The organism is Syntrophus aciditrophicus SB (assembly GCF_000013405.1).
GTDB lineage: Bacteria > Desulfobacterota > Syntrophia > Syntrophales > Syntrophaceae > Syntrophus > Syntrophus aciditrophicus.
Genome location: NC_007759.1, coordinates 102,042 through 127,385 on the forward strand (window position 1 = coordinate 102,042; position 25,344 = coordinate 127,385).

16 protein-coding genes and 1 pseudogene are annotated in these 25,344 nt (G+C 55.2%); 6 read left to right on the forward strand and 11 right to left on the reverse strand.

The features are described 5' to 3' along the window. Positions 1-3: 3 nt before the first annotated feature. Positions 4-1,767, reverse strand: a complete 1,764-nt coding sequence (locus SYN_RS00490) for an aldehyde ferredoxin oxidoreductase family protein (RefSeq protein WP_011416014.1) — start codon at positions 1,765-1,767, stop codon at positions 4-6. 400 nt (positions 1,768-2,167) lie between these two features. Here SYN_RS00490 and SYN_RS00500 point away from each other — a divergent pair. From SYN_RS00500 to SYN_RS00510, 3 genes and pseudogenes are all read left to right on the forward strand, one after another. Further along, positions 2,168-2,730, forward strand: a pseudogene (locus SYN_RS00500) (acetate uptake transporter). A gap of 132 nt (positions 2,731-2,862) precedes the next feature. Next, positions 2,863-3,498, forward strand: a complete 636-nt coding sequence (locus tag SYN_RS00505; protein WP_041584551.1) for a LysE family transporter — start codon at positions 2,863-2,865, stop codon at positions 3,496-3,498. A gap of 58 nt (positions 3,499-3,556) precedes the next feature. Then, entirely contained in the window at positions 3,557-4,414 is an 858-nt protein-coding gene (locus SYN_RS00510) for a M48 family metallopeptidase (RefSeq protein WP_202943579.1), read from the forward strand. A 257-nt stretch (positions 4,415-4,671) separates the two neighbouring features. On the opposite strand, the gene nifJ is transcribed toward SYN_RS00510, so the two are convergent. From nifJ to SYN_RS00540, 6 genes are all read right to left on the reverse strand, one after another. Beyond that, complete coding sequence (gene nifJ / locus SYN_RS00515; protein WP_011416020.1) at positions 4,672-8,190, reverse strand: pyruvate:ferredoxin (flavodoxin) oxidoreductase; 3,519 nt, start codon at positions 8,188-8,190, stop codon at positions 4,672-4,674. A gap of 330 nt (positions 8,191-8,520) precedes the next feature. Continuing rightward, the gene (locus tag SYN_RS00520) at positions 8,521-8,865 is read right to left on the reverse strand and encodes a hypothetical protein (protein WP_041584552.1); all 345 of its coding nucleotides are present in this window, start codon (positions 8,863-8,865) and stop codon (positions 8,521-8,523) included. A gap of 248 nt (positions 8,866-9,113) precedes the next feature. Next, a complete protein-coding gene (locus SYN_RS00525) occupies positions 9,114-9,773 on the reverse strand; it encodes a pyruvate formate lyase family activating protein (protein ID WP_011416022.1) in 660 nt (219 codons plus the stop codon). A gap of 346 nt (positions 9,774-10,119) precedes the next feature. Next, positions 10,120-10,533: a hypothetical protein gene (locus SYN_RS00530; protein ID WP_011416024.1), complete on the reverse strand. Its 414-nt coding sequence runs from the start codon at positions 10,531-10,533 to the stop codon at positions 10,120-10,122. Between the two features lie 219 nt (positions 10,534-10,752). Next, positions 10,753-13,002 (reverse strand): ferrous iron transport protein B, encoded by a 2,250-nt coding sequence (feoB, locus tag SYN_RS00535; protein ID WP_011416026.1) that lies wholly within the window; start codon positions 13,000-13,002, stop codon positions 10,753-10,755. Positions 13,003-13,087: 85 nt separating this feature from the next. Continuing rightward, positions 13,088-13,831: a M48 family metallopeptidase gene (locus tag SYN_RS00540; RefSeq protein ID WP_011416027.1), complete on the reverse strand. Its 744-nt coding sequence runs from the start codon at positions 13,829-13,831 to the stop codon at positions 13,088-13,090. 291 nt (positions 13,832-14,122) lie between these two features. On the opposite strand from SYN_RS00540, the gene SYN_RS00545 reads away from it, so the two are divergent. Then, on the forward strand, positions 14,123-15,355 hold the full coding sequence (locus SYN_RS00545) for an ammonium transporter (RefSeq protein WP_011416029.1): 1,233 nt from the start codon (positions 14,123-14,125) through the stop codon (positions 15,353-15,355). A 14-nt stretch (positions 15,356-15,369) separates the two neighbouring features. Next, a complete protein-coding gene (locus SYN_RS00550; protein ID WP_041584553.1) occupies positions 15,370-15,711 on the forward strand; it encodes a P-II family nitrogen regulator in 342 nt (113 codons plus the stop codon). 117 nt (positions 15,712-15,828) lie between these two features. Here the strand turns inward: SYN_RS00550 and SYN_RS00555 are convergent, their stop codons facing one another. The 3 genes from SYN_RS00555 to SYN_RS00565 all read right to left on the reverse strand — a co-directional run bounded on the left by SYN_RS00555 (position 15,829) and on the right by SYN_RS00565 (position 21,223). Then, complete coding sequence (locus SYN_RS00555; protein WP_041584554.1) at positions 15,829-17,979, reverse strand: hybrid sensor histidine kinase/response regulator; 2,151 nt, start codon at positions 17,977-17,979, stop codon at positions 15,829-15,831. Between the two features lie 107 nt (positions 17,980-18,086). Then, positions 18,087-19,445 (reverse strand): sigma-54-dependent transcriptional regulator, encoded by a 1,359-nt coding sequence (locus SYN_RS00560; protein WP_011416032.1) that lies wholly within the window; start codon positions 19,443-19,445, stop codon positions 18,087-18,089. Continuing rightward, complete coding sequence (locus SYN_RS00565; protein WP_011416033.1) at positions 19,442-21,223, reverse strand: ATP-binding protein; 1,782 nt, start codon at positions 21,221-21,223, stop codon at positions 19,442-19,444. The genes SYN_RS00560 and SYN_RS00565 overlap by 4 nt, the downstream gene beginning before the upstream one ends. Before the next feature lie 251 nt (positions 21,224-21,474). Between SYN_RS00565 and SYN_RS00570 the strand changes: the two genes are divergently transcribed. Then, positions 21,475-22,005, forward strand: coding sequence for a Spy/CpxP family protein refolding chaperone (locus SYN_RS00570; RefSeq protein ID WP_011416034.1), 531 nt, complete (start codon positions 21,475-21,477; stop codon positions 22,003-22,005). A 170-nt stretch (positions 22,006-22,175) separates the two neighbouring features. On the opposite strand, the gene SYN_RS00575 is transcribed toward SYN_RS00570, so the two are convergent. Beyond that, the gene (locus SYN_RS00575) at positions 22,176-24,728 is read right to left on the reverse strand and encodes a cation-translocating P-type ATPase (RefSeq protein ID WP_011416035.1); all 2,553 of its coding nucleotides are present in this window, start codon (positions 24,726-24,728) and stop codon (positions 22,176-22,178) included. Positions 24,729-25,344: the final 616 nt, after the last annotated feature.

Sequence of the window (25,344 nt, forward strand, 5' to 3'; positions counted from 1 at the left end):
TCCTCATCCTTCGCTGCTCCCGTCCCAATCGATTGCCATCTCCGCTGCTTTTTCTCGAGTCGGCCGTCCCTCTTCATTCAGACCGCGGATGCGCCGGTATGCCGCCCGCGCCTTTAAAAATTCGGCCCGATCCAGGGGCGGAATTTCCAGATGGCCGTCTCCCGTGCCCGGCAACTCAAAAAAGCGGGCGGGCAGGTCGTCGTCGGTTCCACGGAAGCCGTTGTTGTCGTTCATGATCCGTTCCGAATAATCGATCCGTTCCCCCGCCGTCAACAGGTCATCAGCCGAGGATTCGACGCCCGTCACAGCGGTGTAGATCCGGGCGTATTCCTCCAGGGAAGCAGCGAAAAAAACAAACTTGCAGGCGGTAAGGGAATCGACAACGGCAAAAAGATCTTCCGCCCCTTTGATGATCCGGGCCTTGCCGCTGAAGGTAAAACGGTCCGTCGCCACAGGTTTTCGCAGGATCTCATGGCTGATGGGATAAGCCCGGAGGTGGCAGCCCCCCCGCGTCGACGTGGCATATGCCAGGGCCATTCCGTAAGCTCCCCGGGGATCGTAGCCCGGCAGTTCCAGGTTCTTCACCGTCATGGCCGTCTCCGGCCGTCCGCATGCCCGCGCATAGGCGGCGGCTCCCTGTCCCAGGGCCTGTCCGATGCCCCGTCCTGTTCCGATATCCATGAGAAGAGAGAGAATCTCCGAAGGTTCCAGGGGCCTTCCCCGAATTTCCCCATGGCAGGCCAGCGTCGCCGCCGCCGAAATGGTGTCCATCCCCAGGTCGTTGCACAGCCGGTTGGCCTCCATCACCGTTTCCAGATTGGTATTTCCCACGAGAGCGCTGAAGTGGGAAAGGGTTTCGAATTCGGGAAGGCTTCGGCCATCAGCCGCGATCTTCTTGCAGAGGATGGAACAGCCCCGGCAACCCGTCCGGCGGGGGGCATAACGTTGGCGGAAGGCATGGGCGTTCATGCGCCGGGCTGCGTCAAAGCGGGTGCGGCGGAAATTGTCCGTCGGCATCATCCGGCGGGCGTCAAGAAGGTCGTAAAGCGCCGCCGTCCCGTATTGTCCGATTCCCAGTTCCCCGAGGAGAACCGGTGAAGCCGCCATCAGGCGACGGACGTCTTCATTTGCCTTTTTCAGAGCCTCGGGGTAGGCGATACGGATTTTGCCTGAACCCCGGACGGTCAGGTATTTCAGATTCCGGGCGGCAAAATGCAGCCCCAGGCCAGCTCGACCTGCGGCGTAGTGACCGTCCACGACGATGTCGGCAAAACGAACCCCCACCCCCGCCGCGGGGCCCGCCAGGGCGACCGCTCCTTTCTTTTTCAGACGGGCATACGCCCCGGATGTCCCCGTGCCGGCCAGGGCTGCGGCATCCACAAGAGTCACCTGATCATCGGCAATTTCGATCCCGCAGAGGGTCTTTGCCCGGCCGGTGATGATCAGGCCGTCCCATCCCGCCTTTTTCAGCGCGGTTCCCAGCGATCCGCCGACGGAGGCGTCTCCTGCCGTGCCGGTCAGCGGGGAGCGGGACATGACGGTCATCCGGCCGGAAGTCGGAGAGGTCGTGCCGACCAGAGGGCCGGTAAAGAAAAGCAGGGGCATTTCCGGATGATCCCAGGACCGCGTCACCTTATCCCGGAGATAATAACCTGCCAGCCCACGGCCGCCGATCCACCGGGCATAAATCTCCCGTTCCGGACGCTTCGCTTCCGTCCGGCCGGAAGACAGATCGATTTTCAGGATTTTTCCACACCAGCCGTTCATTGCCGTTTCTTGATATGAGTTCGTTTCTTTTGTGCCGTGTCTGATCCCTTAGATAAGATCAGTTCCCTTTAAGGCGCCGCCGGGATGCTTCACGTAAACGAACAGGACGTCCGGCGCAATGAGGATTTCCTTATCCAGGCGGTTGCCGCGGTACGGGGTTGAACAACATTGAGCGCGATTATTGTAAGTCGATATGATCATCATACTTGTTCGGAATTATCAATTTACTTTTACTGCAAGGGCATTCTCATCCGAGCCATCCGCAGGCAAACCGGCGGAACGGATTGCCATGGGATCTATTTTTCGGGACCGCTTTTCATTGACATGCATTCCGAGTTTGCCTATAGTCCCTGCCCGGAAAAGGAGGGGGAAACAAATCAAGCGCAAAGGAGGTTTCATCATGTCGGACAATTTAGCGAATCCTGCACCATTGGGTCTCATGGGCTTCGGAATGACAACGGTTCTTTTAAACCTGCACAATGCCGGGCTGTTCGAGTTAGGCGCTGGAATCCTGGCCATGGGCATCTTTTATGGCGGCCTGGCCAGGTCATCGCCGGGATCATGGAGTTCAAGAAGGGCAATACCTTCGGTACGACGGCTTTCACGTCCTACGGTCTTTTCTGGCTCACCCTGGTATTTCTCGTCTACTTCAACGGACAACTCGGCATGACCAAAAACAGTGAGGCCTTTATGACCGCCTATCTGTTCATGTGGGGGCTGTTTACCTTTTTCATGTGGATCGGAACCTGGAAGGCCACCCGTGTGCTTCAGGCGGTTTTTTTAACCCTGACCATACTTTTCTGGATGCTGGCCGCCCGGGATGGCTTCGGATGGAAAGGGACGTGGGCTGTTCTTACGGGATGGGAAGGGGTCTTCTGCGGCTCCCTGGCCATTTACTGCGCCATGGCCCAGGTGCTCAATGAAAGCTTCGGCCGGATCGTGCTGCCCCTCGGAGCGAAGTAATTCCTGCGGATTATCTTTTTTCTGATATTTCCTCTTGTCATAGAGAAATCATGGTAATAGAGTAGTATGAACTAAGAAGCAGCGCTTTCGGCAGCCATGTCGGAAGCGCTGTTATTGTTGAGGAGATGTCTTTTGCTTGCCCTGATCACCATTTTTTTTTCATCCTTTGTGATTGCCCTTTCCGGGGCGATGATGCCGGGGCCGATGCTTACGGCCACGATCAGCCAAAGTTCCCGGCGAGGAATCTGGACGGGACCACTATTGGTGGTTGGTCATGGATTCCTGGAGCTGGCTCTTCTGGTGGCATTGATGATCGGCCTGGCCCCTCTTCTCCTCAAAGACAATGTTTTTACAGTCATTGCCCTTGCCGGATCCGTTATTCTTCTCTGGATGGCCTGGGACATCTTCAAGTCACTGCCCTCTCTGCGGCTGGAATGGCAGGATGGCGGAGAGCATCATGGCCGGCTGGTGCTTTACGGGATCCTCCTGAGTCTTGCCAATCCCTACTGGTATATCTGGTGGGCCACCATCGGCCTGGGGTATATCGCGCAATGCCGGACGTCCGGCATGGCCGGCATTGCCGTTTTCTTCATCGGCCATATCCTGGGGGATATGGCATTTTACGGCCTCGTTTCAACGACCGTGGCCAAAGGGCGTTCCTTTTTCAGTGAGCGCCTCTATCGAAGAGTGCTTGGTAGCTGTGCCTGCCTGCTTGTCGGCTTCGCCTTTCTCTTCGCCTTTGCCGGCCTGCAGAAAATTCTGTCCTGAAGGCTGACCGCAGGCGGAAATCCTTACGTGACGTCTCATTAATAGAGGAGGTGTGCATATGATGGGCAATATTTCTTCGAAAAACGGCAAACGCTTCTTTTCCCCGCGAAAAGCCTTTCTGTTGGGAATGGCCGGTCTGGCTCTGATTTTTTTCCTGCTGTCCTGCACGACTGTTCCCCTTACCGGAAGAAGCAGTCTGAGCCTGGTTCCCGATTCAGAACTGGTGACAATGAGTTATCAGCAATATAACGATGTCCTGAAGAAGGCGACGCTTTCCCGGGATGCGGAAAAGGTGCAGATGGTCAAGCGGGTCGGCGGAAGAATTGCCGCTGCCGCGGAATCCTTTTTGAGAGAATCAGGCGCGGGGGCGGAAGTCGCGCAGTACAAATGGGAGTTCAACCTGATTGAAGACGACAAGACGGTTAATGCCTGGTGCATGCCCGGCGGCAAAGTGGCTGTGTATACGGGGATTCTTCCCATTACCCGGGATGAAACGGGGTTGGCCGTCGTGGTGGGGCATGAGGTGGCCCATGCCATAGCACGACACGGGAACGAAAGGATGAGCCAGGCCCTTCTCGTTCAGTTCGGGGGGATCGGTTTGTCCGCGGCCCTGGCCAGTCAGGCTGCGGCCACTCAGGAGCTTTTTCTCCAACTTTACGGCGTCGGCGCGAACATCGGTTACATGCTTCCTTACAGCCGTCTCCACGAAAACGAAGCGGATCGGATCGGTCTGGTTCTCATGGCCAAGGCCGGTTATGACCCGAGAGCCGCAGTGGGGCTCTGGCAGAGGATGAATGCCCAGGGCGGTGGGCGCACTCTGGAATTTTTATCCACCCACCCGGCGCCAACAACCCGGATTGCGAATATTGAATCTCTCATTCCCGAAGCGATGCGCTATTATCAGAAACCCCGGTAGCCATGGTAACCAGGATAACTTCTGCCGCCGGCTGTTCATCCTGGTGGGCGAGTCGCAGGGTCTTGAGGATCTGCGGAACTCCAATGGCCGGTGTCACGAAATTGAAAATGTATTTAAATTGGAAGAAATCTTTGTTAAATCATCAGAAACAGCATCGCTGATGTCCACATGAAATAACAAAATACAAAATCCCCGGATTGTGGAATCCGGGGATTTTAGCGGAATCAGAATAAAATCTTCACCCTGCATTTTCTTCTTTATTTGCCGGCAAGCTTTTTGTAAATCGCGATTCTTTCTTTCGCTTCTTCTTCAGCCAGCTTATACAATTTATCAGCGACATCGGGGAACATTCTCTTCAGGCTTGAATAGCGGACTTCACCGTTGATAAACTCCTGGAAGTCTCCCTTGATTTCGCCGGAATCCAGCTGGAACGGATTTTTGCCTTCGGCGGCGAGAAGCGGGTTATAACGGTATAACGGCCAGTAACCGGCTTCCACCGCTCTTTTCTCTTCCTCCTGACTTTTCCCCATATCGATGCCATGATTGATGCAGGGCGAATAGGCGATAATCAGCGAGGTTCCGGGATAGCTTTCCGCTTCGGTAACGGCTTTAAGGAACTGAGTCTTGCTGGCTCCCATGGCCACCGAAGCGACGTACACATACCGGTAAACCATAGCCATGCGGCCGAGATCCTTTTTCCCGATAGGTTTGCCTTTTGCCGCGAATTTTGCGACTGCGCCGGTAGGTGTGGACTTGGAAGCCTGGCCGCCGGTATTGGAATAGACTTCGGTATCCAGGACAAGGATGTTCAGATCGTGATTCTGCGCCATCACGTGGTCCAGTCCGCCGTATCCAATGTCGTAGGCCCAGCCGTCTCCGCCGATCGCCCAGATCGATTTCTTCACGATCATATCTTTTAATTTGAGAATATTAATGAGGTTATCCTTTTGCGGGCCGACGGATTTCAATATCTCATTGGAAAGCGCCTCTTCAATCTGATCTCTCAGTTCCTTCGTCTTGCCGGGATCGTTCATTCCCGCCAGCCATGCTTCAAAAAGATTTTTAAGGCCTTCCGAAATGCCCTGCTGGATCGCGTCCCTCATGAAGGAAGCCAGTTTGTCACGTCTCTTGGCAACTCCCATTTCTACGCCCAGGGTAAATTCCGCGTTGTCTTCGAAGAGGGAATTGGCCCATGCCGGTCCATGTCCCTTCGGATTGACGGTGTAGGGGCAAACCGGGGCGGATCCGCCATAGATCGAAGAACATCCCGTTGCATTGCCGATGATCATCCTGTCGCCGAAGAGCTGTGTAATCACCTTGATGTACGGCGTCTCGCCGCATCCGGGGCAGGCTCCCGAGAATTCGAACAGCGGCTGGCAGAACTGGCTGCCTTTTACCGTAGTTTTAGACATGAGATTGTCCCGGACCGGGACCGTCAATGAAAATTTGTGATTAGGAATCTGCTTATCGTCCTGGCTGCACAGATATCTCATGACCAGCGCCTTTTCCTTTGACGGGCATATATCCGCGCAGTTGCCGCAGCCGACGCAGTCCAGCGGGCTGACCTGAATCCTGAATCTAAGCCCTTTGAGCTCTTTTCCCTGTGCTTCCAGCGTTGTAAAGTAATCCGGAGCTTCCTTGAGCTCTTCTTCCGTCACGAGCACTGGTCTGATCGATGCGTGCGGGCAGACAAAGGAACATTGATTGCACTGGATGCAGTTTTCAGGGATCCATTCCGGCACATGGATGGCAACCCCTCGTTTTTCATACTGCGAGGTCGCTGTCGGGAAAATGCCGTCCGGAGGAAGCGCGCTCACCGGCACTTGATCCCCCTTCTGCAGGATCATGGGGTTCATGACCTTGGTCACGAATTCGGAAACATTCTCATATGCATATTCACTGCGGGCGGACTTTGCCCATGCTTCCGGCACTTCGATGACCTTGATGGCGTCCAGTGCCTTGTCCACCGCAGCGATGTTCATGTTGACGATCTTGTCACCTTTTTTCCCGTATGTTTTTCTGATGGCGTCCTTGAGGAAGTTGATCGCCTCATCCGGCGGGATCACGTTTGCTATCTTGAAGAATGCTGCCTGCATGATCATGTTGATTCTTCCGCCGAGGCCAACCCGATCCGCAATCGTAACCGCGTCAATATTGTAAAATTTCAGGTGTTTTTCCGCGATGATTCTTCGCAGGCTGCTGGGAAGTTCCGTTTCCATCTGCTCGACTGTCCAAGGGGAGTTCAACAGGAAAATACCGCCGTCGACGATGCCTTCGAGCAGGTCGAACTGATGGACGTACGCCGGGACATGGCAGGCGATTAAATCGGCGTGTTTGATCAGATAATGAGAGAGAATTCTATTGGGGGAAAAGCGGACATGGGAAACTGTAACGCCGCCTGATTTCTTTGCATCATAGGCGAAGTAAGCCTGCGTGTACAGGTCGGTATTTTCGCCGATGATTTTGATCGCTTCCTTGTTTGCGCCGACGGTCCCGTCTGCGCCGATGCCCCAGAATTTGCACGATGATGTACCTGGAGGAGACGCGGAAAATTCTTCGCCCACTTCAAGGGACGAGTTGCTGACATCGTCATTGATGCCGACCGTGAAAGATCGCTTGGGTTCCCATTGCTCCAGATTGTCGTAAACTGCCTTCACCATGGCCGGGGTGAAATCTTTACTGCCGAGTCCGTATCTTCCGCCCACGACCATCTGTCCGAATCCCCCTTCGTTAATGGCCGTGCTGACATCCTGGTAAAGGGGTTCCCCGATGGTCAGCGGCGTTTTCACTCTGTCCAGCACGGCTATTTTCTTTGCGGATCGCGGCAGGACTTTGAAAAAGTGTTCCCTGGAGAAGGGAAGGTAGAGCCGCACCTTGATCAGGCCGAGACGGGCTCCTCTCGCGTTCAGATAATCGATGGTTCCTTCAATGACATCGCAGCTCGACCCCATGGAAACGATGATCTTGTCGGCTTCGGGATGGCCCACGTAATCAAAGAGATGGTACGGTCTTCCGGTCAGCTCGCCGACTTTTTTCATTTCTTCTTCCACAATCGCCGGCACTCGTGCGTAATACGGCGAGCAGGCTTCGCGGTTCTGAAAGTAAATATCGGAAATCTGTGATGTGCCGCGCATCTGCGGATGTTCCGGGTTCATGGATCTTGCCCGGAAGCGCTCAATCGCGTACCAGTCCACGAGTTTGGCCATATCGGTGTAATTGATCAATTCCACCTTTTGAATGACCATCGAGGTTCTGAATCCGTCAAAGCAATGAATAAAAGGAAGGCTGGCCTTTATGCTCGCCAGATGGGATACCAGTCCGAGGTCCATGACCTCCTGAGGGGAAGCCGACGCGAGCTGGCAAAATCCGGTCTGCCGAACCGCGTTAATATCGGAATGATCCCCGAAAATGCACAGGGCGTGGCCGGCGACGGACCTTGCTGCGATATGAAAGACCGCCGGCATCAGCTCGCCCGCAATCTTGTACATGTCCGGTTTCATCAACAGAAGCCCCTGAGACGCGGTGAAGGTCGTGGCAAGCGTTCCCGCAGCAAGCGCCCCATGAACTGCAGCCGCCGCTCCGGCTTCTGACTGCATTTCTATTAAATCAAGGACCTGGCCAAAAATATTCTTTTTCCCACGCGCGGCCCACTCGCTGCAATATTCCCCGATGGTACTCGACGGTGTAATCGGGTATATCGCCGCGACCTCACTCATCGCATAAGCGACGTGAGCCGCTATTTCATTTCCTTCCAGTGTCTTATTGTATCCAGCCATTATTTTCTCCTTTTAAAATAAATCGAACAACAGGTTGAAGGCTTCATCCTATGCCCGTAACAAACACTTACGGCTGCGCAAGAAACAGCCGGGGGATTAGCAATACGGCATCCATTGGCAGAGTAATGGATGAGCGTTTGGAATAGTCCTGTCTTCATTGTGCGTCTTGAAAAATTGGATTTCATGTAAAAATATTGCATCGATCCGTTCTTTGACAATAGATTATAATTGCTGATGAGAAAGTTATTTCAGCTATGATCCTCTCTGCGGCTCGTTTCACCTCCTTAAAGGCTTGTCTCAGACTGTTTTCATGGATATTCATTTCGTGAATCAGAGCCGTGTGCCCATCTGAAATGAACACATCCACTGCGGTCCCTTCCATCGTCTGTCTTCACTGAAGACCCGGGAGATTGCCCATGCCGTCCTGAGCTTGGCCCGCTTCCGGGCTTTTCTGAACCAGGGTCCTTTTTTGTCCGGATAAGAGGCATCTTTTCTTTCATGATGATGGTGGCCATTCAGCTCATGCCGGGAGGATATCCAGTTGCGAGAGGCTTGACAGAAGAGAACCTGTTTCTGTGGATTGGCGATTTTTAACCCGAAAAACCAGAAGATAGAGCTTTCGTCCTGCATCCCTGAAACCTCAGCAGCCGTCCCTTTGGTTTTGGTCAGTTCCATTCCTGAGCAAATCATAAATCAGATTGAGGTCTTCCGGGAACAAAGGATTGAACATATGAAGTTATCCCAGTGGAGTGTGTAATTTAGAATGATAAATTTAAAGCATATTTTTTTGACAAAAACAACCTGAAATCCAAAGTATCCTTATGTTTTCAGAGAGCAGAATTCCTGTGTATACGGGTTACAGGCGCATTTTTCAGGGTGAACCCATAGTAAAGAGAAAGAGCAGCCGGAGATCTTCCAGCCCGTTATTCATCCAGACGATGGAGCCCGGCCTGGCGGTGCATCTCCAGCAGGGCTTCTTTCGCCCTTTCCCTGTAATCCTTGATATGACAGAAGCGTTCCGCCCACTGGTTATCCCAGAACTTGAAGTCCGGCATGTAGATATCGACAACCCCGTCAAGCAGCTTCAGCGCTTCCACGCTTTCGTAACCGCCGCAGTTGTAGACCAGCGGGACGTTCAGCCCCATTTCAATTGCGGGGGGGAGGGCCTGCAGGATCTGCGGAACCACATGGGTCGGGGTCACGAAGTTGATGTTGTGGCAACCCTGTTTTTGGAGGCGGAGCATGATGGCAGCCAGTTCGGATGGTTCCACGGCCAGTCCGACGACGTGATGGCTGATTTCGAAGTTCTGGCAGAAGGAGCAAAGGAGATTGCAGGAACTGAAAAAAATCGTGCCGGAGCCGTACGACCCCACCAGAGGCGCCTCTTCGCCGAAATGGGGGGAATAGCTGGCAACAACGGCCTTGTCCCCCGTTCTGCAGACCCCCGTTTTACCGGCCAGCCGGTCGACGCGGCAGTTGCGCGGGCAGAGCCGGCAGGCGGGCGAAATCAGGGCAAGCGCCCGGTCAATCCGTTCCTGCAGTTTCCCTTCCCGATAGAGACGAAGACAGGATGGTTCATTCATTCACATAAACCCTTTCCAATCATCCATTGCAGACCGGAGGATCACTTTGAAATGAGGAGCATTTGAATGCGCCGGACGGCGGGAAATCCTGCCTGCATTTATCAGTTATTATTAACACAATTAAGATGCAGAGACAAAGAAGAAAGGGAATTCCGTGTGGGCGCAATCCCGGGATCGGCATGCCCAGCCTGCCAGGCAGGCACACGATTTCCGGCGGACGATGTCCACCTGTATTGAAGATCGAGGGTACGCGATGCATTGGGGATCTCGCCAATTGGAGCGTCTGTTTTATAGCCGATTGATTGGAAGACGGACTTTGCAGATTGACGCTCTTTCTTTTTATACGCTATGCGATTTTCCCGGCGCCCTCGGCATGAAGCGCCTCCCGTTCAAACCGGTTGTCCCGGTAGGGATCCCTGCCCCGCAAGCGGGCAACCGCGCCGGCCAGAAGATACAGAGGCGGGAAGAGAGGTCCCCAGCGTTCGTACTGCCGAACATGAACCTGTTCGTGGATGCGGCACCGTTTAAGGCTTTCATGGTTCCGGCCGATAATGACATGTCCGAGAGTCAGGGCTTCTATTGTGCTATTCGGGCGGCGGCGGGACAACAGAAAAGGCAGTATGCCTCCTTCAATTTCGATGACGCCACCGGTAATCGAGGCGGCGCCGCCGGAAAAGATTACAAGCGGAATCAGCAGAATGCCGATGCAGGATACCGGAAGAACCCAGCAGTATTTGAAAAATAAACCCAATGCCTTCATGTTTCCCTCTCGTTTCTCAATGTGCCCGGGCAGCTTCTTCTTTAATGATTCCCGTATCGGCCTGTCCAGTTTGTTCCATTCCCTCCGATGACTTTGCCGGGAGATAATCTATAATTTTCTCTCTAAAAATAAAACCGGAATTGTATATTAAATATAGGTTTTTCATGATGGCTGTCAAGGCAGGAACTCTGTGAAATCTGCCGCACAGGTCAAGCGTTTTCAAAGCCCCAGCCAGAGGGCAAGACGGTAGGCGGCCATGCCTCCCAGATAGGAAATAACCAGGGTCAGAAGGAGGGAGAGGATGAACCAGCGCCGGTCTTTCATTTCCTGTTTCATTACCGCCACCGTGGCCGCGCAGGGAATAAAAAGCATCAGGACGACCAGAAAGGACAGGCCCGACGCGGAACTGACCACCGAAGGCAGGAGGCTGACCAGACCTTCATCCCCCACGCCGTAAAGAACTCCCAGGGTGGCGATGGCGTTTTCCTTTGCCACGATACTGGTTAACAGCGCCGTTACCATTTTCCAGTCCAGGCCAAGGGGGACGCCCAGCGGTTCAAGGAATTTCCCTGCTTTGGCCAGGAGGCTGCTTTCCACGCGGCCTTCCGGCCAATAGGACAGCAGCCAGACGACGACGGAAACGAGGACGATCACCGTCCCCGCTTTTTTGACAAAGGCAAGGGAACGGCTCCAGATGACCATGCCGATGGTTCGAAGATTGGGCTTGTGATAAAGGGGCAGTTCCATGATGAACGGGGTTTGTTCGTCTTTCAGGAAAAGCGCGGAGGCTGCCATCCCGACGATGCCCAGGACGAGAATGTTCAAGGTAAGCAGAGACCAGGAAACGAGGGTCGCCGCATGACCGAAGAGCGCCGCGGTCATGAAGGTGAGAACGGCGAGACGGGCGGTGCAGGGGACGAAGGGAATCAGCAGCAGGGTGAGCAGCCGGGCCTTTCGAGACTCCAGTATCCGGGCGCCCATGATCGCCGGGACATTGCATCCGAACCCCAGGCAGAGTGGCATGAAGCTCTTTCCATGCAAACCGATGAGATGCATGAAGCGGTCCATGACAAAGGCCGCCCGGGCCATGTAGCCTACGTCTTCAAGCAGAGCCAGGACGGCGAAAAAGATGACCAGGATAGGCAGAAAGGTCAGCACGGAACCAGCCCCTCCAATGACGCCGTCAATGACAATGCCTCTCAGCCAGGGCGGAGAGGATGCAAAAAAAGGTTCCAGAGAACGGCCGAGCCAGCCGACTCCGTCTTCCAGAATCATCTGCAGCGGAAAGCCGACATTATAGGTCAGCAGGAAGATCAGCGCGAACACCCCGAGCAGGATCGGTATCCCCCAGAGGGGCCGGGTCAGGACATGATCGATCCGGTCGGTCAAAAGAACCTCATCCATCCGCTTTCGGGAAACCGCTTTTTCCGTGATCGCCTTAATCCAGGCATAACGGCCGTTGACCACGGCATGCAGGGCGTCTTCGTGTTCGATCAGCAACGCATTGATCCGGTCCCGGACGGTGGTCGGCACCCGCTCTTCCACAATTCTGGTGATTTCCCCATCCCCTTCCATCAGTTTGATGGCCACCCAGTCTGAGGGGTAGGAATCCAGAGGGACGTGCTCATGAATCAGGTTCAGCAGTTCGCAGAAGACCTCCTCATGATCGGGACTGACTCCGGGAATGACTGGGTGATAGGCTTCTTCGCCGTCAACCGTGGCGATAACCCGGGAGACCAGATCCTGAATCCCGGTGTTTTTGGTGGCAATCATCGGAACCACGGGAATGCCGAGAGACTTGCGGAGCTGTGTCATGTTGATCCGTATCCCAGCGGATTCAGCGACATCCAGCATGTTGACAGCTACGACTACGGGGGGGCCCAGCAGAAGCAGTTCAGAAAGGAGATAGAGGCTTCGCTCCAGGGAAGCGGCATTGATAAGAAGTGCGATCACATCGGGGCGGCATTGAAGAATGAAATCCCGGGCAACGCGCTCTTCCTCGGAAAAAGCGGAGAGACTGTAGGTTCCGGGGAGGTCGACAATATGCATCTCCGTGTTGTCAGCGATATGGACGCCTTCCTTCTTCTCCACTGTTTTTCCAGGCCAGTTGCCTACATGTTGGGAAAGCCCCGTCAGGATGTTGAAGATTGTGGATTTTCCCACATTGGGCTGACCCGCGAGGGCGACCAGTATCCGGCGCTGCTCGGCGACGGGGGCTTCTTCCTCCCGGGGAGAACTGCTCCTGACCACGCTGATATGGCCGACCTCGGACCATCCGAGGGCGATGCGGGCGTCACCCGCTTCCACAATAAACCGTCCGCCGGCACTCTGAAGGATGCGGATCCGCGCGTTCTGGCTGATCCCCATACTGGCCAGCCTGCTGATCAGACCTCTTCCTCCCTTTACGGAACGGACAATCCCCTCTTCCCCTTCTTTCAGCAGGGACAGGGGAATCAACTCTTCATTCACCCATCAGCTCCTTTTCAATATTGATAAATCGTGCAAGGCTATCACGTCTTTATGTGGATTTAAAGTCAAGATTTATCAGAGGATGTCACAGATTCAAGCGCGAACCGTTTTTGCGCAGCCAGCCTCTCCGCTCCCGGTGATCGGGAATCACAGCGGCGACGCGTTTCCAGAATTCCACGGAGTGGTTCTTTTCGACGATATGCTGAAGTTCATGAACGATTACATAATCGATGACCGGCCGGGGCGCCATGATCAGCCGCCAGTTGAAAGCCAGCCTGTCTGACGCCGAACAGGAGCCCCAGAAACTTCTCGCCCCGGTGATTCTGAACCCTGTCGGTACAAGATTCAGTTGCCGGCTGAAGAAGTCGAGTCTCTGCCCAAAATGCGTTTCCGCCTGTTCCATGTACCAGGCTGTCAGGATCTCCCGTCCTTGATCCGCGTCATCCCGTTGCAGGATAATGTGCCGATCGTCAAAGAGCGGCCTTCCCCGGGGATGAGTTTCCAGGGCTGTGATGCGGAGAGGATAGCGGGTTCCCAAAAAAAGAAAAAGTTCCCCATTCTGAAAAGTTTTGGAGGTGCTTTTTCTGTCAGTGCGACACTCCTTTTCCCGGATGCGCTGCTTCAGCCATTCCTCCCGGGACCGGAAGAAATCGTCGATTTCCCTTTCAGGGGTAAAAAAAGGAGCCCGGATGATGATCCGGCCGTCATTCCTCAACTGAAGGCAGATTGTTTTTTTTCTTTTCCTGCTCCTTAAAAGCGTATAATCCAGGTTCATTCTTTTCTCTCCGAAAGCGCTCGACAACCCTGAAATCCGGTACTTTCTTTCCATGTTTTGCCGCGTTGCGCAAGGGGAATTTCCTTGTCGGCGACGACCAGACATTTTTGTCGGTTCTATCCCGGTATACGGAACAAAACTGTTTCGTTTTAATCCGGGAACAAAATCATTATTCTTTAAATTATCGTAATATCAATAAGATATCGAGATTACACCCTTTGGCACTTCCTTTGCTCCTTCTTGTTTAAGGCGTCAAGTTTACCGGAAAAGCTTTTCGCCGGCCGATCGTAAGCCGCGGGCTTTTCATGATCGGTCTTCCGGGAAATTGTTAAGGAGGAATGTATCATGAATGCGGGAGATACAGCTTGGGTGCTTATATCCACCGTACTGGTTTTTGTCATGACGCCCGGCCTGGCTTTTTTCTATGGCGGCCTGGTGCGTCGGAAAAATGTTCTGTCCATTCTCATGCAGTGCTTCATCATCATGTGCGTGATCAGTCTGCAGTGGGTCCTGTACGGATACTCGCTGGCCTTCGGCCCGGATACGGGTTGGGGGCTCATCGGCGGTCTTTCGTGGGTGGGGCTCTCCGGCGTGGGAGGTTCGCCCAACGGCGATTATGCGTCGACCATTCCCCACCTCGCTTTCATGATGTTTCAGGCGATGTTCGCCATTATCACCCCCGCGCTGATCATCGGCGCCTTCGCGGAAAGGGTCAGGTTCTCGGCTTTTCTCGTGATGACGGTTCTCTGGGCCACCCTGGTCTACGATCCGCTGGCTCACTGGGTCTGGGGCAGTGGAGGCTGGATGAGAAACCTGGGAGCGCTCGATTTCGCGGGAGGAATCGTGGTTCATGTCAGTTCGGGGATTTCCGCCCTGGTCATGGCGATTCTGCTGGGGAAACGGATCGGCTATGAAAAAGAGCCTTTCCGGCCGCACAATCTGCCCTTTACGGTCCTGGGAGGCGCGCTGCTGTGGTTCGGCTGGTTCGGCTTCAATGCGGGAAGCGCTCTCGGGGCGAATGAACTGGCGGCCAATGCCTTTGTGACGACCAATACCGCAACAGCGGCCGCCGGCCTGACCTGGGCACTGATCGAATGGCGGCTTTCCGGCGCCCCGACCGTCCTGGGGGCCGTGACCGGCGCCGTGGCCGGTCTGGTAGCCGTCACGCCGGCCTGTGGATTTGTAACCCCGGTCAACGCCATTTTTATCGGGGTGAGCGTCAGTGTGATCTGCTATGCCGCCATCGCCGTCGTCAAGGGCCGGCTGGGTTATGACGATTCCCTGGATGCTTTCGGTGTTCACGGAGTCGGCGGGGCCTGGGGAACGATTGCCACCGGACTTCTCGCGGAAAAGGCGGTCAATGCCGCCGGGGCGGACGGCCTGTTTTTCGGCGGTCTGCATCAGTTTCTTGTTCAGTTGATGCTGGTGGGCGTTACCGTTCTGTATGCCGGGGTCGTTACCTTCATCCTCTTCAAGGTTGTGGATGCCCTTCTCGGCATGAAAGTGGACAGGAAAAGTGAAATCCTGGGGCTGGATCTCAGCCAGCAATGCGAATCGGCCTACACGGTCGTCGATTAGAGAGGCGGAATATTATGAAACTGATTGTTGCCATCATCCAGCCCCACAAACTGGGGGAAGTGAAGGAGGCCCTCGAGGCGGTGGACGTGAATCTGATGACCGTTTCCAACGTTCTCGGGCAGGGCCGGCAGAAAGGGCATACGGAAATCTATCGGGGAACGCGCGAGGCGGGGGGGCTGTTGCGGAAGGTGCGGCTGGACATCGCCGTCAACGAGGATTTCGTGGAACGGACGATCGAGGCCATTGTCAGGGGCGCCCACACCGGCGAGATCGGCGACGGCAAGATCTTCGTTCTGGACCTTAAGGAGTGCGTCCGGATCGGTACGGGCGAGCACGGATCCAGGGCCATCGGGTAAAACCAGGGATTAAATGAATGCAGAGGAATAACCGGCGGCCTTTTTGACAAGTCATCGAGGGACCCTCAGTCCGGCTTCGGCTGGTCGGATTTCAGGGTTCCTTGACGCTTTTCCTCCTCAATCCCGGTCCAGTTCTTTCCGGATCGCCATTCCGATTTTCTCCATCAGATAAGGTTTCCGGACATAGGCGCCCGCGCCCAGCTTCTGAACTTCCTGTACTCTTTCCGTCTCTGAATATCCACTGACAATGACGGCCTTCTGTCCGGGGGAAATTTCCAGGACTCTGCGGTAGGTCTCCAGACCGTCGATTCCCGGCGTCATGATCATGTCCAGAACCATCAGGTCAGCCCTGGAAGTCCGCAGGTACTCCACCGCCTCTTCCCCGCTGGAAACGGCAGCTGTTCGATAGCCCAGTGTGGTCAGCATATTCCGGGCGAGTTCCCGCTGTTCCTTTACATCATCCACGACCAGAATGGATTCCCCCCTGCCCTGATATTGAAGAAGAGAAGCTTTCCGCTGCTCCGTGGCCTCTTCCTCTCGAACCACCGGGAAATAAAGCGTAAAGACGGTTCCTTCACCCTCGGTGCTCCGCACGTCGATGTATCCCCCGTGATCCTTCACGACTCCCCAGACCACGGCCAGCCCCAATCCCGTCCCGTTTCTTCTTCCCATCACCTTTTTCGTATAGAACGGCTCGAAAATCCTGCCGATGTCCTCGGCGGCGATGCCTTTTCCCTGGTCGGACACCGCCAGGACGACGTGTTCCCCCTCCTTCATGTCGTCATATCCGGATACCGGCGCGTCGAGATACCGGTTTTCCGTGCGGCTCGTCACTTCTCCCCTTTCGCAGGAAGCCTCCACGGCATTGGACACCAGATTCATGACCATTTTTCCCAGATGCACCGGAGAGCCGTTCATGTTCAGCAGATCCGGATTCAGGTCCGTTCGGAAGGTCACGCCGGGATACAGGGATTGTAACATCTCGAATTCCGGCGTATTTAGATAATCCCTGACAACACGGTTCAGGTTGATCACTTTGGACGCGGCCACTTCCCTGCGGGTGAGAGCCAGAAGGTCCTGGATAATCGCGGCGCTCTTCTTGCCGGATTCGAGGATGTTTGCAATATGTCCCCGATACGGACTGTCCGCCGGCATCTTCAGCAGAAGCAGTTCCGAGTATCCCACCAGGACCCCGAGGATATTGTTGAGATCGTGAGCCACCCCGCCGGCCATGACGCCCAGGGCTTCCATCTTTTCGGCGCGGTGCAGACGTTCCTCCAGTCGCTTTTGCTCCTCTTCAACTTTCAGACGTGGCGTGATGTCCCGGATGGCCGCGATGTGAACGGGGCGGGAATTCCAGGTAAAATGCCTGGCTGTGATTTCCACGGGAAAAACCGTTCCATCTTTTTTACGGTGCCAGCGGACAGGGATCAGCGTTCTTCTTCCGATCGTGGCGGCCCTTGTCTCCGACGGTTCAGCGGACATATCCGTGTTCTTTCTCTCCAGAAGCTCGTCGCGTGTATAACCGTACAAAGCGGTCGTTGTGGCGTTGGCCTCATAGATCCGCCCCATTTCGTCGTCGATGAGGAAAATGGCATCCGAGCTCAGCTCGAAAAGCTGCTGGTACTTCTCCTCCGCGCGTTTCCGTTCCTTCTCCTGCCGGTCCCTTTGAAGACGGGCATGCAGAATCGGGGCAATGTGGCCGGCAATTCCTTCCTGGATCTTCCGGTCTTCGTCCGTGTAGTCTCCTTCCTTGTTGGCTACCGAGAGAAGGCCGATGCTTTCTCCACGGTAGAGAATGGGAACCGTCAGGAAGCTTTGGATCGGGACATGTCCTTCCGGCACCGAGAAGGGGCCGTTGGCATAAAAGGATTTCCGCTCCCGCAGGGCCCGCCCCCAAAGGCGTTCGCCCCAGTTTTCCCGGGGAAAGACAATGCTCTTCTGCACAATCTGGCACTCCTGCCAGACATTGAGGGTCATGGACGGCATCACCAGCGCCCCGTCCTCATCGATGTAGCCGAAATAGCCGTATTGACTCCGTTGGATCTTCAGGACCACATTCAACACTTCTCCATAGACCTCCTCATCAAGACAGGTGAGGAAGATATCGGCAATCTGTTTCTCGATGGACAGGGCACGCTCCGATTTACTGAGCGCCTCCGCCACCCGCCTGTACTGGGAATTCCATTTTTCCAGTTCGGCAATCCGCTGGTGCATTGCCTCCAGCCGCTGGAGAAGTTGTTCTCCGGCTTTGTTTTCATCCTTCATTTTCACGAGCCCTTTTCACTTGAACATGTTTCCATGATGCCTTGCCCCGCTGGTTTCCTTCTTCGCAAAAGCAATTTTTCCAGACCGTTTTCATTTTAAAGGAAAGATTACATTTTTCCGTATTTTTTCAGTTTCTGATGCAGGGTGCGCCGGGTGATGCCCAGGCGACGCGCCGCTTCGCTTTTGTTGCCGCCCGCTTCCTCCAGGGTTTTCAGGATGGTTTCCTTTTCTACAACCTCCAGTGATGAATTGCCGCCTGCGCATTCCGGATTTTCTTCCGGAGATTCCTTTTCCAGAAGAATGGGAGAGAGATCCGACTCGTCCAGATAGTCCGAGCGCGAAAGCACCACACCCCGCTCCACGGTGTTCATCAGTTCCCGCACATTGCCGGGCCAGGAGTACCGGAGCATCCGGTCCAGCGCCCGAGGGGTGAACCCTTTGAGTTCCTTGCGGTTCTTCTCGGCGAATTCCTTGAGAAAATGGGCGGCCAGCAGGGGAATATCCTCTTTCCGTTCCCGCAGGGGAGGCACTTGGAGGGTCACCACATTAAGCCGGTAATAGAGATCCTCACGGAAACGCCCGGCGGCGATCTCCCGGACGAGGTCCCGGTTGGTGGCGGTAATGACCCGGACATCGATGGGGATCACCTCATCACCGCCCACCCGGGTGATTTCCCGCTCCTGAAGGACCCTCAGCAGCTTTACCTGCATGGCCAGCGACATTTCGCTCACCTCGTCGAGGAGGATCGTTCCTCCGTCAGCCTGTCGGAATTTTCCCTCCTTGCGGCGATCGGCTCCGGTAAAGGCGCCTTTCTCATGGCCGAAGAGTTCCGATTCGAGAAGTGTCTCCGTGATGGCGGCACAGTTGATCTTGATGAACGGTTTTTCCTTCCGCAGGCTGTTATAATGGATGGCTGCCGCGATAACCTCTTTTCCTGTCCCGGATTCCCCGCTGAGAAGAACCGTCGCCTCCGAAGGGGCCACCTGGGCCACCAGATCGAGAAGCCTCGTCATGGATTCGCTGCGGCCGATGATATTGCGCCGGTCGAAGCGGATTCCCAGCCGCTCCTTCAGGAGCAGGTTTTCCTCTTTCAGCCGCGTGTGTTCAAGGCCCCGCTCCAGAACAAGCCGGAGTTCGTCAAAGTCCAGGGGCTTGGTCAGATAGTCATAAGCCCCTTTCTTGAGAGCCTCCACGGCCGTTTCCACGGAGGCGTAGGCCGTCATGAGGATAATCGGAATGGCCGGGTTGAGCCGCCTGATCTCTTCCAGGGCCTCGATCCCGGAGATCCGGACCATGCGTATATCCATGAGGATCAGGTCAAAGGGGCGCCGATGGACGGCTTCGATGGCGGACTGACCGTCATCGGCCTCCGAAACGTCATAGCCCCACCCGGAAATCAGGGTCTTCAGCATGGTCCTGTGGGCGAAATCATCATCTACAACAAGGACTTCACTCTTCTTTTTCATAAAGACAACTCCTTATCCGTATGTCCGGCAGAGGTTTCCCGGCAGGGCAGAAAAACGGAAAACACCGTCCCCTTTCCCTGTTGGCTTGCCACGGCGATCTTCCCGCCGTGGGCCTCGACGATTCTCTGAGCGATGGGAAGTCCCAGACCGGTGCCGGAGGGGCGGGTGGTAAAATAAGGATCAAAGATCCGACCCAGTTCATCCGGGCGGATTCCCGTACCTGTATCGGCGACATCCACCCGGATCGTGCGCGCCTCAGGCCGGGAGATCTTCAGGGAAAGCGTTCCCCCGGTATCCATGGCATTGACGGCATTGAGGGACAGATTGAGAAAAACCTGGGTCATCTTGTCGGGATCGATGAGGAGATCCGGGACACCCTCCGGGAACTCGGTCCTGATGTCTATGCCTTTTTTCCGTGCCTGTTCCTCGATCATCTTAACCGTGTGCTGGAGGATCGGTTCAATGGCCGAATCCTTGCGGTTCATGGTCAGGGGACGGGAAAACTCCAGAAGCTGACCGATCACCCGGTTCAGTCGTTCCACCTCCGAGATCATGATGTCCGCGATCCGCTGGTCTTCGGGATTCTCCCGATGCCGCTCCCGCAGGACCGTGGCAAACCCCTTGATGGAGCTCAGGGGATTGCGGATTTCGTGAGCCACGCCGGCGGCAAGACTGCCGATGGCCGCCAGTCGCCGGCTGCGTTCCACTTCACTTTTCAGGCGCTGCACCTCCGTCAGGTCCCGGAACAGGATGGCGTAACCGAACAACGTCCCTTCATCGTCCTGGAGTCGTGTGGCGATCACTTCCAGCGGCACAGTCCGGCCGTCGCCGAGCTGACATTCCATCTCCTTTTCCAGAATCGGTCCGGCTGCATCCAGGGTATCCGGCATCTCCAGAAGCTCGTCCGGCAGGATTCCGGAAGCCTCACGCCCGAGAACATCCCCGCCAGACAACCTGAAAATGACTTCCGCCGTTTCGTTGAAGGCCATGATCTTTTCTTCGAGGTCCATGGCCACCAGCCCGATGGGCATATGATCCACCAGGCTGTCGGAAAAGGCCTTGACCTGGGAAAGGGAGCCTCGGACCGACCGGTATCCCTGCGCCAGAAATAGGGAGATCATGCCGGCAAAGCCGATGAGCAGAAGCGATAGAGCCGTGATGACGGCATTGCGGGCCGCCTGTTCCCGGGCCGCAAGGACGGGACCCATGTCGAGTCCGACAAAAATAACACAGTCACGGGAACGATTGCCATCCGGGCGTTTGTTATCGGGAGAGGCGGATTCCTCGCCGAGTCCCGGAAAGGGGCCTTCTTCAGGCAGAAAGCCCCGGTAGACCTCGAAGGTCTCGGCGCCCTGGGGGTTGGCAATCTGCCGCCAGGCGACCTGAGTTTTTTGGGCAGCAGCCGCAAGATCCAGATCCCACCCGTATAATTCGCCCACCATGGAGGGATCGCTGTCCGCCAGAATGACTCCTTGCGAATCGGCAATGATGAGATGATTCACACCCGGCTGGCGTGCCGTTTCGATGAGAAGCTTCCGGAGCTGGAAGCTGCTCCACTCCAGACCGGCGCCGGTCCGGGCGCCCGCCTCGAAGGAGCGGATCAGGGCTTCTCCCTTTTCGATCAGCAGGCGGGTGGTCAGTTCCCTTTCCAGGTGGATGTTTCCCAGGGTGATGGTGCCGAAAAGCGGGATGAGCAGCAGGAGCGCGCCCAGAATGACCCACGGGGGAATCATCACCCAGAAATTCCTTAAAGAGAGTTTTCTTTCACTTTTTTTCATGCAAATGCCAGTTCCGTCCGGTTCCGTTGCGGGGGATTTCAGGGATTCCCGTTGCCGGGTGGATAATCCGTAGTCGACTGGATAGCATAATTGGATACTTATTATCCATATTTTCTGTCGCGATCCGAAGGCAATGAAAGGTAAAATTAAAATAATCCAGTCATTCAGCTATGTTACTCGTAAATTTTCGATATGGCACGGCTGTTGCCCTGTAAAGAATAAAAATCAATCAAGAAAAGGAGAAGAAAATCATGAAAAAATTACTGGCGGTTATGGCCGTGTTCTTTCTGGTTGCGGTGATTGCCGTTCCCTCGTACGCCCGGGGATGGCGAGGTCATGGAGACGGTCCCTGCAGGGATGTGACCAAAATTCCCGGACTGAACCTGACGGTTGAACAGAAGACGAAGCTGGCGGAGATGCAGCAGGCTCATCAGAAGGATGTCAAGCCTCTGCACGACAAAATTTTCATCCGGAAAGGCGACCTGAGGCTGCTCTGGCAGGAAAAGAGCCTGGATGAGGCGAAAATCAGGGCTACAGAGAAGGAAATCCGGAGTTTGAGGGATCAGCTCCATGAAAAAAGGACCAGCTATAAATGGGCGGTCTATAAAATGCTGACTCCGGAGCAGCGCGAGAAAATCAGGGATTTCGGTCCGTCAGGCTGCCGTTTAGGCTCCGATAAGAGACCCGGTCAAGGGTACGGAAGAGGCCCCGGCGACGGATTCGGTCCGGGTTATGGCCCCCGCATGATGAGTCCGGGAGCGGACAGGACAGGCAACAAGTAAATAATTAAACAACGATCGCAATCTGGGGGGAGTTCATCGATACTTCCCCACCATCCTTCGCGAGCCGCCGGGGCAGTCGGAATCATCGCCCTGGCGGCCTTTTTCTTTTTTTCTCCAGTCTGAAGTTCGATCTGAGCGGCCGGTTCCACCACTCTGTTTGACAGGCATTCTCAACGTTTTCCCCTTAAACCGTTGAAAAGCTTGAGCCCTTCGAACCAGAGAATGCTGAAGATCCCCGCCGTCAGGCACAGCCAGAGGTCGGAGGAATGGAGCCGGTCAAATTTGAACAGATCCTGCAGGAAAGGGATGTAAAGAACCAGTCCCAGGAACAGGAGGGTTCCGCCGATCACCCACCACAGCGCCGGATTGGGAGAACGGAGGGAGCCCAGGATTGTTCGCGACCAGGAGCGGTTGGTGAGAATCAGGCAGAGATTGGCGACGATCAGGGTGGTGAAGGTCAGGGCGCGGGCATCGCGTTCGCCGTGGTCCTGATACAGAGAAACGATAAAAACAGCCAGAATAATGCAGAGGACGCTGACTCCCTGCAGCAGACTGATCGCCAGAATCCTGCCATTCAATAAAGGCTCGCCGGGATTGCGGGGGGGGCGCTTCATCACGTCGGCTTCTTCCTTTTCGTTTTCAAATACAATCGAGCAGGCTGGATCAATGATCAATTCCAGAAACAGGATATGTACCGGCATCAGGACGAGCGGCCACTTGAAAAGTACGGGAATCAGGGACATTCCGGCAATCGGCACATGAATCGCGAAGATGTAGGCCATGGCTTTCCGGATGTTGTCGAAGATCCTTCGGCCCAGTCGAACGGCCTGCACGATGGACGAGAAATCATCGTCAAGGAGGACCAGCGACGCCGACTCCCGCGCTACATCCGTGCCACGGCCCCCCATGGCAATGCCGATGTGAGCGGATTTTAAAGCCGGGGCGTCATTGACTCCATCGCCCGTCATGGCCACAATCTCGCCGTTAGCCTTGAGGGCTTCGACGATCCGCAGTTTCTGCTCCGGCACGACCCGGGCAAAGATATTCACTTCAGAAATCCGCCGCTGCAATTCTTCATCCGACATGGAGTCCAGTTCGGGTCCGGTAATGAGGCTGTCGTTCAGTGTCAGACCGATCTGCCGGGCGATGTTCCGGGCCGTGCCGGGATAGTCGCCGGTTATCATGACCACCCGGATGCCGGCCGACCGGCATTCCTGAATTGATTCCGGGACCGTGCGTCTCACCGGGTCTTCCAGGCCGATCAGACCGAGAAACTCGAAAATGAAGTCATGCTGACCATCCGGAAGAGCGCGGGGTTCAAATCGGGCTTCGGCGACACCCAGCACCCGCAGGCCTTCATCTGCCAGGGCACTGATGTGCCGGGACAGTTCCGCCGCTTCTTTCCGGTCTAAATGACAGAGATCGATAATCGCTTCCGGCGAACCTTTGGCCGCAATGATGTAATCCCGGCCATTCGGGGATTTCCAGACGCGTGACATGGAAAGCAGCTCCGGGGAAAGGGCGTATTCATGGACCAGCGTCCAATCCTCATGGAGATGTTCCGTTCCTGCCAGGCTGGTATCGCCCAGGTGCCTGATCGCCTTTTCCATGGGATCGAAGGGGTCGATCTGGCTGGCCAGGATGCTGAATTCCGCCAGCTGATGGCAGGACTCCGGCAGAATGGGCCATGCGGAATTTCCAATCGTGCAGTATTCGCCCTGAGCGAACAACTTACGAACGGTCATCCGGTTTTCGGTGAGCGTGCCCGTCTTGTCAACGCACAGTACTGTGGCCGAGCCGAGCGTTTCAACCGCCGGTACGCGCCGGGTGAGCACGCGCTTCTGCGAAATGCGCCAGGCCCCCAGGGCCAGAAAGACAGTCAGGACAACAGGAAATTCTTCGGGAAGAGTTGCCATGGCCAGGGTGATGCCGGCCAGAAACCCATGCAGCCAGTTCCCTCTCGTCAAGCCATAGACGACAATGACCAGGGCGCAAAGGGAGAGTCCCAGGACGGCAAGATTGCGAACCAGTCGTCCCGTCTCCCTTTGCAGAAGGGATTCTTCCGGCTCAACGTTCTGAAGGGCTCTGCCGATCTTTCCGATTTCAGTGTGAATGCCGATCGCCTGTACCTGCGCGATGCACTGACCCTGCACCGCCAGGGTTCCCGAATAGATAAAGGGCAGATCATCGCCGCCGGGCCGCTTCATTCCGTCGGGGCAGGGAGCCGCCGACTTCCGCACAGGAACGGATTCTCCGGTAAGCAGGGATTCGTCCACCAGAAGGCTGAGGCAGGAGAGCAGCACGGCATCGGCTGGAATGCGGTCCCCCTCTTTCACGACCAGGATGTCTCCCCGAACCACCTCCCGTCCCGCAATCCGCCTTTCGGCGCCATTCCGGATCACCAGGGCGCGGGGGCTGGAAAGATCACGCAACGCCTCCAGGGCCCGCTCCGTCTTGCGCTCCTGATACAGCGTGATTCCCATGACGACGAACACGAAACCGAGCAGCATCAGCGCTTCATGGACATCACCCAGGAAAAGATAGATGATGCCGCAGGCCACCAGCAGAAGAAACATCGGTTCCCGAACGACTTCGAAGGCGATGGTCCAGATGCTGCGCTGTCGGGAAGAGGGCAGTTCATTATAACCCTCCTCCTTTAATCTTTTGGCTGCTTCGGCTTCAGAGAGGCCGGGGAAATTTTTCGGGTCCAGATCGCTGTTCATAGGCCTGCGCCATCCTCAAGTTCAGGATGAGTGACGAGTATCGAGTGTTTTTATAACGTCTGGAATGTGCGAATTGCAAATGGAATCTCTCCATGGTCGCGCAACGCCGCCTTTATGGCCTTTTATTTTGGATCACACGTCCGGGAAGCTGACAGGAGAGCTTCCTGTCGACGTCTTTTTTCCCTTGTGCAATCCATATCTACAATGGCATTTCTGCGTTTCTCCAGATACGGACGATCTTTTCCGCGGGACGGTTTCGAATGCGGGTTGGTTAAATTTTACGTTCCTGCTGAAATCAAATTTCTTGACAGGGAATATTTAAAAATGGGAAATAAAAAATAATATTTTTTTCAAATGTCAATGTCGCAACAAGATCCCACAGCTAATAAAGGGGACGTGCGGTATCCGGCCCATTTAACAGAGAAGGGCCGACTGCGAGGTGTTGAAGACATGCCCTCCTTCTTTCGGATAGTCGATGTATTTCGTGGAAAATGTTCTTCATGAATAAGGGCATTCTATCTGAACTTTTCAAGTTAAATTGAAATCCATATTCCCGCAGCGGTCAGACTCAGCAGGCAACCCGAAAAAGTCCGGCGCGCTGAGGGAAAAAATCAGC